Below are 14,956 nucleotides of genomic sequence, written 5' to 3' on the forward strand. Positions count from 1 at the left end.
CGGTCACCGGCAGGCGGGGTTTGCTGCGTCCGGAAACGCCAGGAAGGTGACGGTCGCCGGCACAAGCCGGATCGCTCCCGCAGGTGTTGCGCGCGGCTCAAGTCGGGGCAGTTCGTCATCGGCACTCAGCGCGAGCGTCTTGCCGTTCAACCGAACTGCCGCGTCTTGCAGCCACGTCGCATGTATCGTGTAACGCTCGGCGGGATGTGACAGCGTGAGGGTCGATGATGCGTGCCGCGACGCGTTGATTGCGAGCACGGACACGGCGCCCCGCATGCCCGGATGGCAATGCGCGTAGAGATGGAGATCCGGCGCGGTGACCGGGGTCGCGTCGAGCACGATCGTTCCCATCAGCCGATGCCAGAGCAGCGCAGCCCAGTAGTTCGGCCGTGGACGGAAGGTTCCCTCGTCGAGCAGGCCGTAATCGCTGGCGGCCAGCGTGTTGTGCATCACCACCTGGACGCCGGCCCTCGCCAAGCGTCCGAGCTGGTCGAGATAGCGGAATGCGTCGAGAAACGTCTTGTCCGATGGGTTGCCGCCGCAGGCGGCGTTTGCCGTCTCCGTCAGCCAGATCGGCTTGCCCGGCTCGAATGCGTCGCGCAGGGCCCGATAGGTCGCGAACGTCGTGTCGGTGCGTGCCAACCAGTCCGCGGAGAGCGCCTGCGCCGGATCGTCGCGGCCGCCGCAGCGCGGCGAGAGCGTGTTGTAGTGATGATAGGAGAAGCGATCGATGCCGCGGGCGGATGCGGCGAGCAGATCGCGCGTGGTGATGCCCGACCCGGATGGCGACGGCGCGTCGCCGGTTGAACCCGGACCGACGATCAGCGTCTCGGGCGCCACGCGTTGCATCCATTCGCGAAAGATCCTGAAGTCCTGGCCGTAAGCGGCCGCATCATATCCCGGCGGCGCGCCGTTCGTCGCCGCAAGCGTTGGCTCGTTCATGAATTCCACCGCCGCGATGTGGCCACCCAGCGAACGCGTCGTGTCGATCAGGCGTTGCGCCTGACCGGTCTGCCACGCGCCATCTGCATCGCGGCTGCCCGGACTGATCGCGAAAGAGGTGACGATCTCCGCGTCGACTGCGCGCGCGAAGTCGATCACGCCACGCCACTGTTGACGGCTGAGCACAGAGTCGAATCCCGGCGGGGGCTTGGCCGGTGCGCGGTCCGTGTCGGCAACGAACGTCGCATTGGCCCAGGTGCCGCTCACGCGCAGATAGGCCGGCGCCAAAGCGGCGGCGAGATTGCGTAGCCGCGCATTGGCAAGATCGATCGGCGGCCTCTCGCCGTAACGATCCCGCTCATCGAGCGCGCGCATTGTGCGCGGAAAGGGCTTCCAGAACCGGCCGCCGGTCACCTCCACCATCTCGATATTGTAGGATTGAAAGCGCGCATCGATTGTGCCGATCGCCTTCAGCTCGGCGGGTGCGATGGAGGCGCCGCCGGCGTGCGCCGCGTCTAACGTTGTGGCAGCGAGCAGGCTCATCAGCAGCATCTGCGGCCGAGGCAGCCCGAAGGCCGACTTGATCCGCGACACGGTCATCTGGTCCGCGGCGCAGCGGCGATGGATTTCACTCCCGGCCGGCCCTTGCGCACCGAATTCCAGAAATTCTCGGCCGCCCGGGTCATACGGGCCCGCGTGCGGAACAGCGAGACGCTGATCGGAATGTCCCAATCCGCGCCGCCGGCGCGCAACAGGCGGCCGCCGTCGAGATCGGCGCGGACGAGGCTCATCGGAGCCCACGTCACGCCGCGCCCTTCGCGCGCCATGTCGACCAGCAGCATGACCGGCGCGGCGAAGCCGGGCGCCAGCCACGCCGTCGGATCCTTCGCGGCAAGGAACGAGGTGACGAGCCGCCCCACGCCCGAGCCGGGGTGATAGGCGAGATAGGGCAGCGGCGCGCCCGATGCGCCGGGCAGGGCGTAACGAGGCTGCGCCTTTTTACTGCTGCGTCCACCGCGGCCCGGTTTTGCGGCCGGCGCGCTGATCGGGATCAGCACGTCGGTCGCGAGATCGACGCGCTGGAAGCGGTCCATGTCGAGCCGGCTCACCAGCGTCGGATGGTAGTGCGCCAGCATGAAATGCGCCTGCGCATCCAGAAGTAGCTTCTCGCAGCCGGCGAAATTCGAAGCGACGAGCTGCACGGCGGAGTCGGCCCGCGCGCTGTCGGAGTTGCGGATCCATTCCGGAAAGAAGGTCTGCGACAGTGAATGCGTGGCGGCGAAGGTGATGGTCTCGGCCTTCAGGCGTGCGACCTCGAGCGCCTCCTCGCGTCCGACCAGGACCCGGCGCAGCACGTCCTCCGCGACGGGGCGGAAACTCTCGCCGGCCGGCGTCAGTGTGATCGTGTGGGTCGAACGTTCGAACAGCGGCGTGCCCAGCCACTCCTCGAGCGACCTGATGCGGCGGCTGAGCGCCGGCTGGGTCACATGCCGTCGCTGGGCGGCGCGCGAGAACCCGCCTTCCTCGGCGATGGCAAGGAAATCCTCCAGCCAGACCAGGTCCATGATGCGGTTTCGTCCTCAAATCATACCGATACGGCATTAGCGCCTCGGGCGCTGCTGGTCCAATGTAAACGTCATCACAAAACCAGAACAAGGCGCCACGCCGCATGGCGCGACGATGCGTCGGAGGAAATCAATTGCAGATCGCCGCAACTCAATTGTCTGAGCCCCTGTCGAAGCCAGTCTCCGAAAGCCGCCGCAAGCCGTTCTGGCGTGAGCAATATTTTCTGGTGGTTGCCGGTGCCGCGCTCGGTGCGCTCCTTGGTGCTTTGTTTCCGGCCTTTGCGGTGGAGCTCAAGCCGCTCGGCGATTGCTTCATTTCACTGATCAAGATGACGATCGCGCCGCTGATTTTCCTGGTCGTGGTCACCGGCATCGCGCAGGTCGGCGACATGAAGGCGGTGGGCCGTATCGGCCTCAAGGCGTTCGCCTATTTCGAGGCGGTGACGACGGTCTGCCTGCTGATCAGCTTTGTGGTGGTGCGCTGGGTGCAGCCCGGTGCGGGCGTGGCGCATGCGACAGCGCAGCAAGCCGAGACGGTCGCGCGTTATCAGCAGGCCCATGTCGGCTCGCTGTCGGCCTACATCCAGCACATGATCCCCGAGAGCTTCGTCGGCGCGTTCGCGGCCGGCGACGTGCTCCAGGTGCTCGTGCTTGCGCTGCTCTGTGGCATCGGCCTGCTGCTGCTCGGCGACAAGGCCGCGCCGCTGCGGACCGGCCTGGAGCGGATCACCGAGCTCGTGTTCAGCGTCGTCCATGTCGTCGTCGCGCTGGCGCCGATCGGCGCGTTCGGCGCGATGGCCTTTACGGTGGCGAAGTTCGGTGCCGCCACGCTCTATGCGCTGGCGCTGCTGGTCGGCACGGCCTGGGCGATGATGGGGTTCTTCATCTTCGTCATTCTCAACGTGATCTGCCGCATGGTTGGCATCCGCCTGATGGATCTGTTGCGCCTCTTGCGCAACGAGCTGCTCGTCGTGCTCGGCACCTCGTCGTCGGAGACCGCCATCCCCGGCATGATGGAGAAGCTGCCGAAGGCGGGCGTCGGGCGTGCCGTCGCCGGCCTCGTCATTCCCTCCGGCTATTCCTTCAATCTCGATGGCGTCGCACTGACGCTGCCGCTCTCCACCATCTTCGTCGCCCAGGTCTACGGCATCGAGCTGACCGCTGCGCAGGAGCTCAGCCTGTTCGTGGTGATGCTGTTCACCAGCAAGGGCGCAGCCGGCGTCACCGGCGGTGCGTTCGCCGCGCTCGCCGCGACCGTCGTCGCGGCAGGGCTTCCGGCGGAGGGCCTGGCGCTGCTGCTCGGCATCGACCGCTTCATGTCGCTGGCGCGCGCCATCACCAACACCATCGGCAATGCCGTCGCCGCGATCGTGGTCGCGAAATGGGACGGGGAATTCAACCGCGAGGACTGGGCCCAGTCCGCCGCTCAAATCCAGGCAGTGAAGTAAGGATCCAAGGTTTCGATATGGCTACCAGCACCAATGAACGGCCCGTCATCGCGCTGACATCAGGCGATTGCACGGGCATCGGCCCCGAGCAGATCGCGCGCATCCTCTCTGATAACAGGCTCGCGGATGCCGCGCGCCTCGTCGTGGTTGGCGATGCCCGCGTGCTCGAAATGGGTATGGAACATGCCGGCGTGAAGCTGAAGGTCGAGCGGATTGCCTCGCCTAAGTCCGCCAACTGGGGCAGCAGCGCGGTGCAACTGGTCGATCTCGGCAATACCGACCCCGCGAAATTCCCGATCGGCAAGGCCAGCGCCGAATCCGGCCGACTGACCGGCGAGACGCTGTCGCGTGCGATCGATTTCTCCAGGGCGGGCGAAGTCGACGCGATCACCTTCGCGCCGCTCAACAAGCGCGCGATGTTCGACGGCGGCTGGAAGTTCCCCGACGAGCACAAGATGTTCGCGAGCCTGCTCGGCCACAAGACCTATTTCTCCGAGATGAATGTGCTCGACGGCCAGTGGATGTCGCGCGTCACCGGGCATCAATCGCTGCGCGAGGCGCTCGACGGCATCAATCCGGCGAGCATCACCGACTCGATCGAGCTGGTCGACCGCATGATGCGGAGGGCTGGCGTCGCCAGGCCGCGCATCGCGGTCGCCGCGCTCAATCCGCATGCCGGCGAGAACGGCCTGTTCGGCCGCGACGAGATCGAGATGATCCGGCCAACGGTCGAAGCCGCCGCGAAGCGCGGCATCGCCTGCACCGGGCCATATCCCGCCGACACCGTCTACGTCCGCGCCTTCGCCGGCGAGTTCGACAGCGTGGTTGCGATGTATCACGACCAGGGCCAGATCGCGACCAAGCTGCGCGGCTTCAACCGCGGCGTCACCGTCACCGCGGGGCTCGAGACCGTCTTCACCACGCCATCGCATGGCACCGCGTTCGACATCGTCGGCACGGGCGTCGCCAAGACCGGTGCGCTCGAAAGCGCGGTGCGGCTCGCGGCACAACTGGTATCGATCAAGGTCAAGGAGGCTGCCCGTGCACACTGATCGCAGGACCCTGCTCCAGGCGGCGGCCGCACTGCCGCTCGCAACCGTCGGCGCCAACGCCGCCTTCGCGGAGACGCCGGCCGCAACGCCCGTCGCCGCACCGCCCAAGGAGGTGACGCGCGCGCTGGCGCATTATCTCGTGACCGCGAAATACGAAGACCTGCCGGCCAATGTGCGGAAGGAAGGCGTGCGCACGCTGCTGAACTGGGTCGGCGTCGCCATCGGCGGATCGCATCACGAGACGGTCGATATCGCGGTCTCCGCGCTCGGTCCGTTCTCCGGGCCGCAGCAAGCCTCGCTGTTCGGGCGGCGCGAGCGGTTCGACATCATGAACGCGGCCTTCATCAACGGTGTGTCGAGCCATATCTTCGACTATGACGACACCCACCTGAAGACGATCATCCATCCTGCCGGTCCGGTGGCCTCGGCCATCCTCGCGCTGTCGGAAATGCAGCCGGTATCGGGCAAGGATTTCCTGAACGCGCTGGTGCTCGGCGTCGAGACCGAGTGCCGGATCGGCAACTCGGTCTATCCGAACCATTACGATGTCGGCTGGCACATCACCGGCACCGCCGGTGTGTTCGGCTCGGCTGCGGCCGTCGGCAAGCTGTTGAAGCTGAACGAGCAGCAGATGACATGGGCGCTCGGCCTTGCCGCCTCGCAGCCGGTGGGCCTGCGCGAATCCTTCGGCTCGATGAACAAGAGCTTCAATCCAGGCCGTGCGGCATCAAGCGGCATTTTCGCGGCGATCCTGGCCTCGAAGAATTTCACCTCGTCCGACGCCATGATCGAGGCCAAGCGCGGCTGGGCCAACACGATCAGCACCAAGCAGGACTACAACGAGATTCTGGGCGACCTCGGCAAACGCTATGAGGCCGCGCTCAATACCTACAAGCCATTCGCCTGCGGCATCGTCATGCACCCGGCGATCGACGCCGCGATCCAGCTCCGCAACGAGAGCAAGGTGACTGCGGACCAGATCGAGCGCGTCGACCTCAAGGTCCATCCGCTGGTGCTGGAACTGACCGGCAAGAAGACGCCGAAGGCAGGCCTCGAAGGCAAGTTCAGCATCTATCACGCGGTCGCGGTCGCCATCGTCGAGGGCGCCGGCGGCGAGAAGCAGTTCAGCGACCGGGCCGTGACCGACCCCACCATTGTTGCGCTGCGCGGCAAGGTCAATCCGGTCGTCACGCCCGGCATCAAGCCCGAGCAGGTCGATCTCACCATCGTGCTCAAGGACGGCCGCAAGCTCAACCGCTACATCGAGCATGCAATCGGCAGCGTCGAGGTGCCGATGACGGACAAGCAGCTCGAAGCCAAATTCTCGGACCTTGCAGAGGGTGTCATCCCTGCTGCGACGATCCGGCGCGTGATGGACGCGTGCTGGAATGTCGAGAACCTGCCGAACGCGGCGGAGATCGCAAGGATGTCGGTCGCAACCTGACCGCGGAGGAGAAAAGCATGCCGTCACGCCGCCGCTTCCTGCAGTCCGCCGGTTCGGTTGCCGCCCTGGTCGCCACCGGCGGCCGTGCGGCTCTCGCCGAAGGTCCGGGCGTGACGGAGCGCCTTGCCCGCTACATGGTCGTCGCGCGCGATCAGGAGCTGCCCGCACAAGTCCTGCTCGAATGCAAGCATCGCATTCTCGACACGCTCGGTGCGATGGTGTCGGGCTCGCGCATGCGGCCGGGCGAAATGGCGCTGAAATATGTGCGCACCCTCGGCGGCGATGCCCAGGCGTCCGTGATCGGTTCCGATTTCCGCACCACGGCGGTCAACGCGGCATTGGCCAACGCCATGTGTGCGCATGCCGACGAGACCGACGATTTCGAGCCCGTCACCAAGGCGCATCCGGGTTGTTCGGTCGTGCCGGCTGCACTTGCGATTGGCGAGCGCGAGCATCGCAGCGGACAGGATTTCATTCGCGCCGTCGCTCTCGGCTACGACCTGACCTGCCGGCTGCTGTTCGCTCTGGGTCCCGACCTCGTCCGCGGTTCGCATCGAAGTGCCGAAGGGACGTCCTCGACGTTCGGCGCGCTCGGGGCCGCCGCATCGCTGGCGCGGCTCGATGAAAAGGGAATGCGTTACGCGATCTCCTATTCGTCGCAGCAGGTATCCGGCCTGTGGAGCTGGGTGAAGGATCACGATCACATCGAGAAGGCGTCCGACTTCGCCGGCATGGGCGCACGCAACGGCGTCATGGCAGTCGACATGGTGAAGGCAGGCCTGACCGGCGTCGACGACGTGCTCGACGGCACTCATAATCTCTTCATCGCGCTGTCGACCGATCCGAAGCCGGAGGAGATGGTGAAGGATCTCGGCAAGCGCTTCTATGTCACGGAGACGGCGATCAAGACCTTCTCGGTCGGCTATCCCATCCAGTCGCCCCTGGATGCGATGCTGACGCTGCGCAAGCAGCACAGCCTCACGCCAGACAACGTGCGTAGCATCCTGGTCAAGTTGCCGACCGATGCGATGGGAATTGTGGGCGAGAGCGCGATGCCTGATGTCAACTGCCAGCACCTCGTGGCCGTCGCGCTGGTCAAGGGCGCCGTGTCGTTCAACGACAGTCACGACGTCGCGCTGATGCATGATCCAAAAATCCTGGAGCAGCGCGCCAAGGTGACGCTGGCCGGCGACAAGGCGCTGATGGACCCGGCAGCGCCGCGCGGCGCTGTCGTCGAAGTGACATTGACCGATGGCAAGAAGGTCGAGCACTTCACGAAATATCCGCCGGGCACCAAGGAGAATCCGCTGAGCACGGAAGCGGTGGCGGCCAAGACGCGAGATCTGATTGCACCGGTATTGGGCAGTGACAGGGCCGAGAAGCTGATCGACCAGATCGGCAATCTCGAACGGCTTGACGACGTCGGCAAGTTGAGGCCATTGCTGACGGCGTGATGAATCAATCAACAACAAGACAAACATCAAGGAAGTGCCCATGCGCGGGGTTATGCGACGCACCTTTCTGGCCGCCTGTGCGGCCGTTCTGTTCTCCGGCGCGGCCCTAGCGCAGGATTATCCATCCCGCCCGGTCAAGATCATCGTGCCGTTCCCGGCCGGCGGATCCAACGACATCATCGCCCGCATCGTCGCGCAGAAGCTGACCGAGCGGAACGGCCAGACCTTCCTCGTTGAGAACCGCGGCGGCGCCGGCGGCAATATCGGCGCCGAGACGGTCGCGAGCGCAGAGCCCGACGGTTACACCTTGCTGCTGACCGCGCCGCCTCCGCTGACGATCAATGGCGCGCTCTACAAGAAGCTGCCGTTCGATCCCGCCAAGGCCTTTGCGCCGGTGGCGCTGATCGCCTCGGTGCCGATCGTGCTGGTCGTCAATCCGTCGGTGCAGGCGAAGAACGTGAGCGAGCTGATCGCGCTCGCAAAGGCCAAGCCGGGTACGCTGAACTTCGGCTCGTCCGGCATTGGCTCGACCAACCACCTCGCCGGCGAGTTGCTCAAGAGCATGGCCGGTGTGGACATCGTCCACGTGCCCTATCGCGGCGCGGCGCCGGCGATGAACGATCTGCTTGCGGGGCAGATCCCGTTCATGTTCGACAACATGCCGGCAGTGCTGCCGCAGGTGCAGGGCAAGGCCATCAATGCGATCGCGGTCGCGGGCGCCAAGCGTGCGGAAGCACTGCCCGACGTGCCGACGGTCGCCGACACTGTTCCGGGCTTCGAGGCCTCGTCCTGGTTCGGGCTGGTTGCGCCGGCCAAGACGCCTGCGCCCGCGCTCGCCAAGCTGAGCGGCGAGCTCGAGACCATTCTGAAGATGCCGGATGTCAAGAAGCGGCTTGCTGAACTCGGGGCCGAGCCCGGCACGGTTTTCGGCGACGCATTCGGGCAATTCATGACGGACGAAACCGCAAAATGGGGCAAGCTCGTCAAGGCCTCCGGCGCCACGGTCGATTAGCGAGTTGGGGTAGCGTCATGGATCTGAACCTGGGCGGCAAGGTTGCCGTCGTCACCGGCGGCAGCATCGGCATCGGCCGTGCCATTGCCGCCGAACTCGCGCGCGAGCAGGCGCATGTCGTCATCGTCGCGCGCGACGCCGAGCGGCTTGCGGCGTCGGCGCAGGAGATGTCGCGGGACACCGGCCGGCGCGTGATCGCCTGCGCCGGCGACATGACCAAGCCCGACGACATCGCCCGCGCGATGGTCACCGCGCGCGAGGCTTTTGGCCGGATCGACATCCTCGTCAACAACGCCGGCGCCTCGCCGATGGGCCGAATCGCGGAGACACCTGATGCGACCTGGGCCAAGTCCATCGAGTTGAAGCTGCTGGGCTACATGCGCTGCGCGCGCAATGTCCTGCCGGAAATGCGCGACCGCCGTTGGGGCCGTGTCATCAACATCATCGGCCGCAGCGGCCACCAGCCGCGCGCGGCCTATATGGCGGGCGGTGCGGTCAACGCGGCGCTGCTCAACTTCACGCTGGCGCTCGCCGAGGAATGCGCGCCGGACAATGTGCTGGTCACCGGCGTCAATCCCGGACCGGTGCAGACCGATCGTTGGGACAGCCTGATCTCGCAAGGAGCCGCCATCTCCGGGCAGGATCAGGGCGCGACCAATGCCGCGGCCATCGCTTCGGTCCCGCTCGGCCGCGTCGGGCAGCCGCACGAGGTGTCCGGCATCGTCGCGTTCCTCTGTTCAGACCGCGCGTCCTTCATTACTGGTACCTGCATCAATGTCGATGGCGGTGGAACGAGGTGTATCTGATGGCTAGCGAACTGCGGAAGATCGGTGTCAGCGAGGATTGCGAGCTTGCGGTTCGCATCGACGACTATCTGCTGCCGTGGGACGTCAAACCGCCGGTCGTGATGCTGCACGGGCTCGCCGAAAGCGGCGAGGCGTTCCGGCGCTGGGTGCCCTATTTCGCCACGCATCACCTCGTGGTGCGGCCTGACCTGCGCGGCTATGGCGATTCGACGCCGATGCAGGGCGATTATGTCTATCGCTTCGCCGGCCTTGGCGACGACATCATCCGGATGCTGGACGCGCTGAAACTCGACCGCGTCTTCCTGGTTGGCGGCAAGATCGGCGGCACGCTGGCGATGCATCTGACCGCCAAGCACCCGGATCGCGTGATCGCAGTCGCCGCGGTCGGTGCGCCGGCCTCGCTCACCTCGTTCAACGAGCGGGCGCCGACCTGGCGCAAGCAGATCCGCGAGCGGGGCGTCGAGCCCTGGGTGCGCGAGACCACCGCGGGCCGACTCGGTTCGTCGCTGCCGCCGGCGGCGCTCGACTGGTGGATCAAGCTGATGTCGAAGACCAAGGCTTCGACGCTGGAGGCATTCCTACAGATGGTGCCGACGGTCGACGTCACCGGCGAGCTTCCGTCCATCAAGCGTCCGACGCTGGTGATCACCACGACCGGCTCTGGTCTTGGCGACGTCGCCTCCGTGAAGACGTGGCAGGAGACGATCCCGGGCTCGAAGCTGGAAGTGCTGCCGGGCGATTCCTATCACGTCGCCGCGACCGACCCGGACGCATGTGCGCAAAAAGTTCGCGCGTTCTTCGATCGCGTAGCGACTTAAGACGTAACGGGCGGGCCATTGGCCCGCCCTGCATTTGGCTCTAAGACTACCGTTCGACAAGAAACGGCAAATATCAGGGAGTGAAGCCATGACGAAAACCACGCGACGCAGCGTGCTCACGGCCGCAGCCGCGATGACCGCAGCGGGCCTTACTGAGGCGGCGCCGGCCGCCGCGCAGGCCGGACCGAAGCCGATCTTCCCGGTGCCGATGGTCGCAATCCCGATCGTCGGCGAGACCCAGGTGTTCCAGGTCCGCCGCATCTACTGCATCGGCCGCAATTATGCCGCGCACGCCATCGAGCGCGGCTCGGATCCGAACCGCGAGCCGCCGTTCTTCTTCCAGAAGCCGACGGATGCGATCCAGAACGTTGCGGTCGGCGAGGTTGCCGACCATCCCTATCCGTCGCTGACCAAGAACTATCACCACGAGGTAGAACTGGTCGCCGCGCTGAAATCCGGCGGCACCAACATCCCGGCCGACAAGGCACTCGACCATGTCTATGGCTACGCGCTCGGCCTCGACATGACCCGGCGCGATCTCCAGAACGGCATGGCCGCGGAAAAGAAGCCTTGGGAGATCGGCAAGAGCTTTGACCACGCCGCGGTGATCGGACCCATCCACCCCGCGAGCAAGACCGGCCATTTTGAGAAGGGCGCCATCTCGCTCGCGATCAACGGGACGGTGAAGCAGAGCTCGGATCTCAGCAAGATGATCTGGAGCGTGGCCGAGCAGATCGCAAAGCTCTCCGAAGCGTTCGAGCTGAAGGCCGGCGACATCATCTATTCCGGCACGCCGGAGAATGTCGGCCCGGTGGTGAAGGGCGACGTGCTCTTGTGCAAGCTCGAGGGGCTGCCTGATATGTCGATCAAGATCGTGTAGTTCTTTACCTCTCCCCGCTTGCGGGGAGAGGTCGGATCGCCTTTGGAGGCGCAGAATGTTGCGGCGTGGTCTGATTGCTGCGTTGGGCTTGGTCTTCATCATGACTTCCATTCCCAGCTTGAAAGCCGAAGGCCCCGTCGACATCGCGCCGACGGGAGCGCTCCGCGTGGCGGTGGCCGTCGGCCCGGCCGCGTCGGCCTTCTGGACCACGCGCGATCCTTCCACCGGAAAGCCGCGCGGCGTCACCGTCGAGCTCGCCAGGGCCGCCGCTGACAAGCTGCACGTTCCGCTCCAGCTCGTCGAATATCAGAGCTCCGACGAGATCGCCGCGGCCAGCAGCAAGGACGTCTGGGATCTCTCCTTCATGCCGGCGGACGTCAAGCGCGAACAGTTCGTGGACCAGGGCCCCGCTTACGTCGCCTATATGAGCGGCTATCTCGTGCGGGCCGGTTCGGACATCCGGATCGTTGCGGATGTCGATCGCGCCGGCATGCGGGTCGGCTGCATCGAGGGAACATCGACGTTACGTACGGTCGAGAAATCGCTGAAGCAGGCGAAGCTGACAAAGTTCGTGAAGCCGGAAGAGGCAGCCGAATTGATTGGCAAGGGGCAGCTCGATGCTCTGGCGATGGGCATGGGAGCTCTGGAAGACCTTTCGCGAAAGCTGCCCGGAACCAAGGTGCTCGATGAGGTGATCCAGTCGACCGGCGTGGTCGTGGTCGTTCCCAAGGGCAAGGCCGCGGCGAAGGCCTGGGCGGCGCGCTTCCTGGATGAAGCCAAGGTAGACGGCACCGTGCGTCGTGCGCTCGATGGTAACGGATTTACCAGCGACAAGATCGCGCCGTAGTTGTGCCGAACTGCGTCCGCTGGAACCGCGACTGGCGGCGCGGGTCTTTGAATTGCCGGAGTTCCATCGGCCATTGCCTCGTGTTGGGCAACGAACAAACCTCGTGCGGCCATATTTGAGTAAGAGTGATCTCCCGAGAGGGAGGCGCTCCGATGAAGAAAGTTTTGATCACTGCGGTACTGCTGCTGGCTGGCGTGCCTGCGAGCGCCGTTGCGCAGGAGCGCGCTGGTGCTGCGGCGATAGGCGCCGTGTCCGGGGCCGTCGTGCTCGGTCCGGTCGGTGCGGTCGCGGGTGCAGTGATTGGCTATACCGCCGGTCCTTCAATCGCGAGGTCATGGGGCGTGAGAGGTTCGCGGTCGGCAAGACACCAGCAGCCGCCACGCCGCGAGGCGTACCGCGCAGCCGCGACCGGCGCTCCGCCGCGCGCACGTGAGGCGATGAATGCCAACGGCCAGATCGGAGCTGCCAGCAATCCGCCGGCTCAAGCCGCCCCCCCGGTGCAGCCAGTTCAAGCTGCCCCGGCTCCGCCGGCGGAGACTTCGACCCCGCCCGTTCAGGGACTCGAATGAGGCTCCGGCTCTAGGCCGCGGTCGTCTTCGGCCGCAGCCGGTCGACGGTCCGTGCGATCAGCGCGGCCACCTCAGGCACTTTTGGACCAATGCGAAATTCCGGCCCTGCGACGACCACGGAGAGCCGGCGATCACCGATCGGCAGCGGGATCGCCGCGCCGGCGAGGTCGCGGCTGTAATCGGCGAAACTCTGGCAGTAGCCGCGCGCGATCGAATTGCGCAGCTCGAGTTCGACCGCCTCGATGCTGATCGGCGTCGAGGGCCCGTATTGCTTGAACTCGATCTTGCGATAGACGGAGTCGCGCTCTTCCTGTGAATATTGCAGCAGCAGGGCGCGACCACTCGCGGTAGCGTGGATCGGCACGCGGTGGCCGATGGTTGCGAAATAGCGGATCGCGGCCTGGGATTCGACGACGTCGATGAAGACAGCCATCACGCCGGCCGGCGCAACGATCGACGCCGTCTCGCCGGTCTCCGCGGAGAGATCGGCGATGAGCTGATGCGTCCACGGCGGCAGCGGCTCGACCTCGGAGATCATTCGCGCCATCGCCAGCCATCGCGGTGTCGGATAGAAGCCGGCACGCGGCCGCGGCTCGTAGAGATAGCCCTTCTCCGAGAGCGTCGCGAGCAGGTTGAAGGTCGACGAGCGCGGCCAGCCGAAATGATCGGCGATCTCGGCAAGCGTCGCCGGCTTCCTCGTTTGTGCGAAGAATTCCATGATCTCCAGGACGTTGGCGGCTTGGCGAACGATCATGGTGGCGGCGTTCCGATCTAGGGCTGGCCGAGGATCTTCTTCGCGGCGCGAAGATGCGGCTTGTCGATCATCTGGCCGTCGAGACGCAGCGTGCCGGAGTTCGGATTGCTCGCGAATGCGGCGATCACCTTTTCCGCCCAGGTGCGCTCAGCCTCGGTCGGCTCGAATGCCGCGTTGACGACGTCGACATGCTTGGGGTGGATCAGTGCCTTCGCCGAAAAGCCGTCGCGCCGCGCGGCGCGCGTTTCCTGCTCGAGGCCGGCGAGGTTGTCGATATCGGTATAGACGGTGTCGATCGGCGCGACCTCGGCTGCGGCCGCCGCCATCAGGCAGAGATCGCGCGCGAGGCGGTAGGGGCTGTGGAACATGCCGCCCGAGGCTTTCTCGGTGGCGCCGAGCGAAGCCGAGAGATCCTCCGCGCCCCACATCAGGCCTGCGAGGCGGGGGGAGCAGCCCTTGTAGCTGCCGAGGCCGAAGATCGAGCTGGCCGTTTCCGTCGCGACACAGACGATGCGGGTCGCGCCGACCGTGATGCCGGCAGCCGCTTCCAAGGCTTCGAGCCAGGTTGCGACCTGCCGCACGTCGTCGCCGCCTTGCGATTTCGGCAGCACGATGCCGTCGGGCTTGCCGGGCATCACCGCGGCGAGATCGGTGAGCGTCAGGCCGGTGTCGAGCGCGTTGACGCGGACATAGAGCTGATGCGGGCCGGGGCGGCCCTTCAGCATCGCAAGCGTTAGCCCGCGCGCTTCCGGCTTCTTCTCCGTGACGACGGAATCCTCGAGATCGATGATCAGCGCGTCGGCCTTGCCTTCGCTCGCTTTCTCGAATTTGCGCGGGGAATCCCCCGGCACGAACAGCATCGAACGCATCAGACCGGCCTCTTGTGCATCATCGCCATGCGGCGGCATTTGCCGACGATCTCGTCGTTCTGGTTCAAGGCGTGGTGCTCGAACTCGACGATGCCCGCCTTCGGGCGCGATTTGGATTCCCTCAAGGAAAGCACCTTCGTCGTCGCCCGCAAGGTGTCGCCATGGAAGACCGGTTTTGGGAACGTGACGTCGGTCATGCCGAGATTGGCAACGGTGGTCCCCATGGTCGTATCATAGACCGTCATGCCGATCATGATGCCGAGGGTGTAAAGGCTGTTGAAAATGCGCTGGCCGAACTCGGTCTTTTCAGCGAAATGCGCGTCGATATGCAGCGGCTGCGGGTTGAGCGTCAGCAGGCTGAACATGGTGTTGTCCATCTCCGTGACGGTCCGGGTCAGCGGATGCCTGAACTCCTGGCCCACGGAAAAGTCTTCGAAATAAAGTCCGGCCATCGCGGTTTCCTCCCTCTATCGCTGCGATTCCGGCCAGCGCTGCC

Annotated in this window: 14 protein-coding genes and 1 pseudogene; 10 read left to right on the forward strand and 5 right to left on the reverse strand. The window is 65.5% G+C overall.

The genetic code is table 11. From position 1 onward, the window contains the following. Window positions 1-3: 3 nt before the first annotated feature. Window positions 4-1,542, reverse strand: a complete 1,539-nt coding sequence (locus BJ6T_RS12575) for a glycosyl hydrolase family 79 N-terminal domain-containing protein (protein WP_014492743.1) — start codon at window positions 1,540-1,542, stop codon at window positions 4-6. Further along, window positions 1,539-2,507 carry a LysR family transcriptional regulator gene (locus tag BJ6T_RS12580; RefSeq protein ID WP_014492744.1) on the reverse strand — a complete coding sequence of 323 codons (969 nt, stop codon included), beginning with the start codon at window positions 2,505-2,507 and terminating at the stop codon, window positions 1,539-1,541. Before BJ6T_RS12580 ends, BJ6T_RS12575 begins: the two co-directional genes overlap by 4 nt. Window positions 2,508-2,641: 134 nt before the next feature. Here BJ6T_RS12580 and BJ6T_RS12585 point away from each other — a divergent pair, with 134 nt between their 5' ends. From BJ6T_RS12585 to BJ6T_RS43300, 10 genes are all read left to right on the forward strand, one after another. Then, window positions 2,642-3,955: a C4-dicarboxylate transporter DctA gene (locus BJ6T_RS12585; protein ID WP_014492745.1), complete on the forward strand. Its 1,314-nt coding sequence runs from the start codon at window positions 2,642-2,644 to the stop codon at window positions 3,953-3,955. 17 nt (window positions 3,956-3,972) lie between these two features. Continuing rightward, window positions 3,973-5,007 carry a PdxA family dehydrogenase gene (locus tag BJ6T_RS12590; RefSeq protein ID WP_014492746.1) on the forward strand — a complete coding sequence of 345 codons (1,035 nt, stop codon included), beginning with the start codon at window positions 3,973-3,975 and terminating at the stop codon, window positions 5,005-5,007. Continuing rightward, window positions 4,997-6,451, forward strand: coding sequence for an MmgE/PrpD family protein (locus tag BJ6T_RS12595; protein WP_014492747.1), 1,455 nt, complete (start codon window positions 4,997-4,999; stop codon window positions 6,449-6,451). Before BJ6T_RS12590 ends, BJ6T_RS12595 begins: the two co-directional genes overlap by 11 nt. 17 nt (window positions 6,452-6,468) lie before the next feature. After that, entirely contained in the window at window positions 6,469-7,905 is a 1,437-nt protein-coding gene (locus BJ6T_RS12600; RefSeq protein ID WP_014492748.1) for an MmgE/PrpD family protein, read from the forward strand. Window positions 7,906-7,945: 40 nt separating this feature from the next. Continuing rightward, complete coding sequence (locus BJ6T_RS12605; RefSeq protein ID WP_014492749.1) at window positions 7,946-8,917, forward strand: Bug family tripartite tricarboxylate transporter substrate binding protein; 972 nt, start codon at window positions 7,946-7,948, stop codon at window positions 8,915-8,917. A 17-nt stretch (window positions 8,918-8,934) separates the two neighbouring features. Beyond that, window positions 8,935-9,723, forward strand: coding sequence for an SDR family NAD(P)-dependent oxidoreductase (locus BJ6T_RS12610; RefSeq protein ID WP_014492750.1), 789 nt, complete (start codon window positions 8,935-8,937; stop codon window positions 9,721-9,723). Further along, window positions 9,723-10,541 carry an alpha/beta fold hydrolase gene (locus BJ6T_RS12615; protein ID WP_014492751.1) on the forward strand — a complete coding sequence of 273 codons (819 nt, stop codon included), beginning with the start codon at window positions 9,723-9,725 and terminating at the stop codon, window positions 10,539-10,541. Before BJ6T_RS12610 ends, BJ6T_RS12615 begins: the two co-directional genes overlap by 1 nt. An 88-nt stretch (window positions 10,542-10,629) precedes the next feature. Continuing rightward, entirely contained in the window at window positions 10,630-11,421 is a 792-nt protein-coding gene (locus tag BJ6T_RS12620) for a fumarylacetoacetate hydrolase family protein (RefSeq protein ID WP_014492752.1), read from the forward strand. A gap of 100 nt (window positions 11,422-11,521) precedes the next feature. After that, window positions 11,522-12,268, forward strand: a complete 747-nt coding sequence (locus tag BJ6T_RS12625; RefSeq protein WP_225894941.1) for a transporter substrate-binding domain-containing protein — start codon at window positions 11,522-11,524, stop codon at window positions 12,266-12,268. Between the two features lie 152 nt (window positions 12,269-12,420). Beyond that, complete coding sequence (locus tag BJ6T_RS43300; protein WP_014492754.1) at window positions 12,421-12,837, forward strand: hypothetical protein; 417 nt, start codon at window positions 12,421-12,423, stop codon at window positions 12,835-12,837. 10 nt (window positions 12,838-12,847) lie between these two features. Here the strand turns inward: BJ6T_RS43300 and BJ6T_RS12630 are convergent, their stop codons facing one another. The 3 genes and pseudogenes from BJ6T_RS12630 to BJ6T_RS12640 form a co-directional block, all read right to left on the reverse strand. Beyond that, window positions 12,848-13,591: an IclR family transcriptional regulator gene (locus BJ6T_RS12630; RefSeq protein ID WP_014492755.1), complete on the reverse strand. Its 744-nt coding sequence runs from the start codon at window positions 13,589-13,591 to the stop codon at window positions 12,848-12,850. Between the two features lie 17 nt (window positions 13,592-13,608). Continuing rightward, window positions 13,609-14,460: an HpcH/HpaI aldolase/citrate lyase family protein gene (locus tag BJ6T_RS12635; RefSeq protein ID WP_014492756.1), complete on the reverse strand. Its 852-nt coding sequence runs from the start codon at window positions 14,458-14,460 to the stop codon at window positions 13,609-13,611. Continuing rightward, window positions 14,460-14,927 (reverse strand): annotated as a pseudogene (locus BJ6T_RS12640) (MaoC family dehydratase); the annotation flags it as partial. The gene BJ6T_RS12635 and the pseudogene BJ6T_RS12640, both read right to left, overlap by 1 nt. Window positions 14,928-14,956 lie beyond the last annotated feature (29 nt).

The sequence above is a fragment of the Bradyrhizobium japonicum USDA 6 genome (assembly GCF_000284375.1).
In the GTDB taxonomy this organism is placed as follows: domain Bacteria; phylum Pseudomonadota; class Alphaproteobacteria; order Rhizobiales; family Xanthobacteraceae; genus Bradyrhizobium; species Bradyrhizobium japonicum.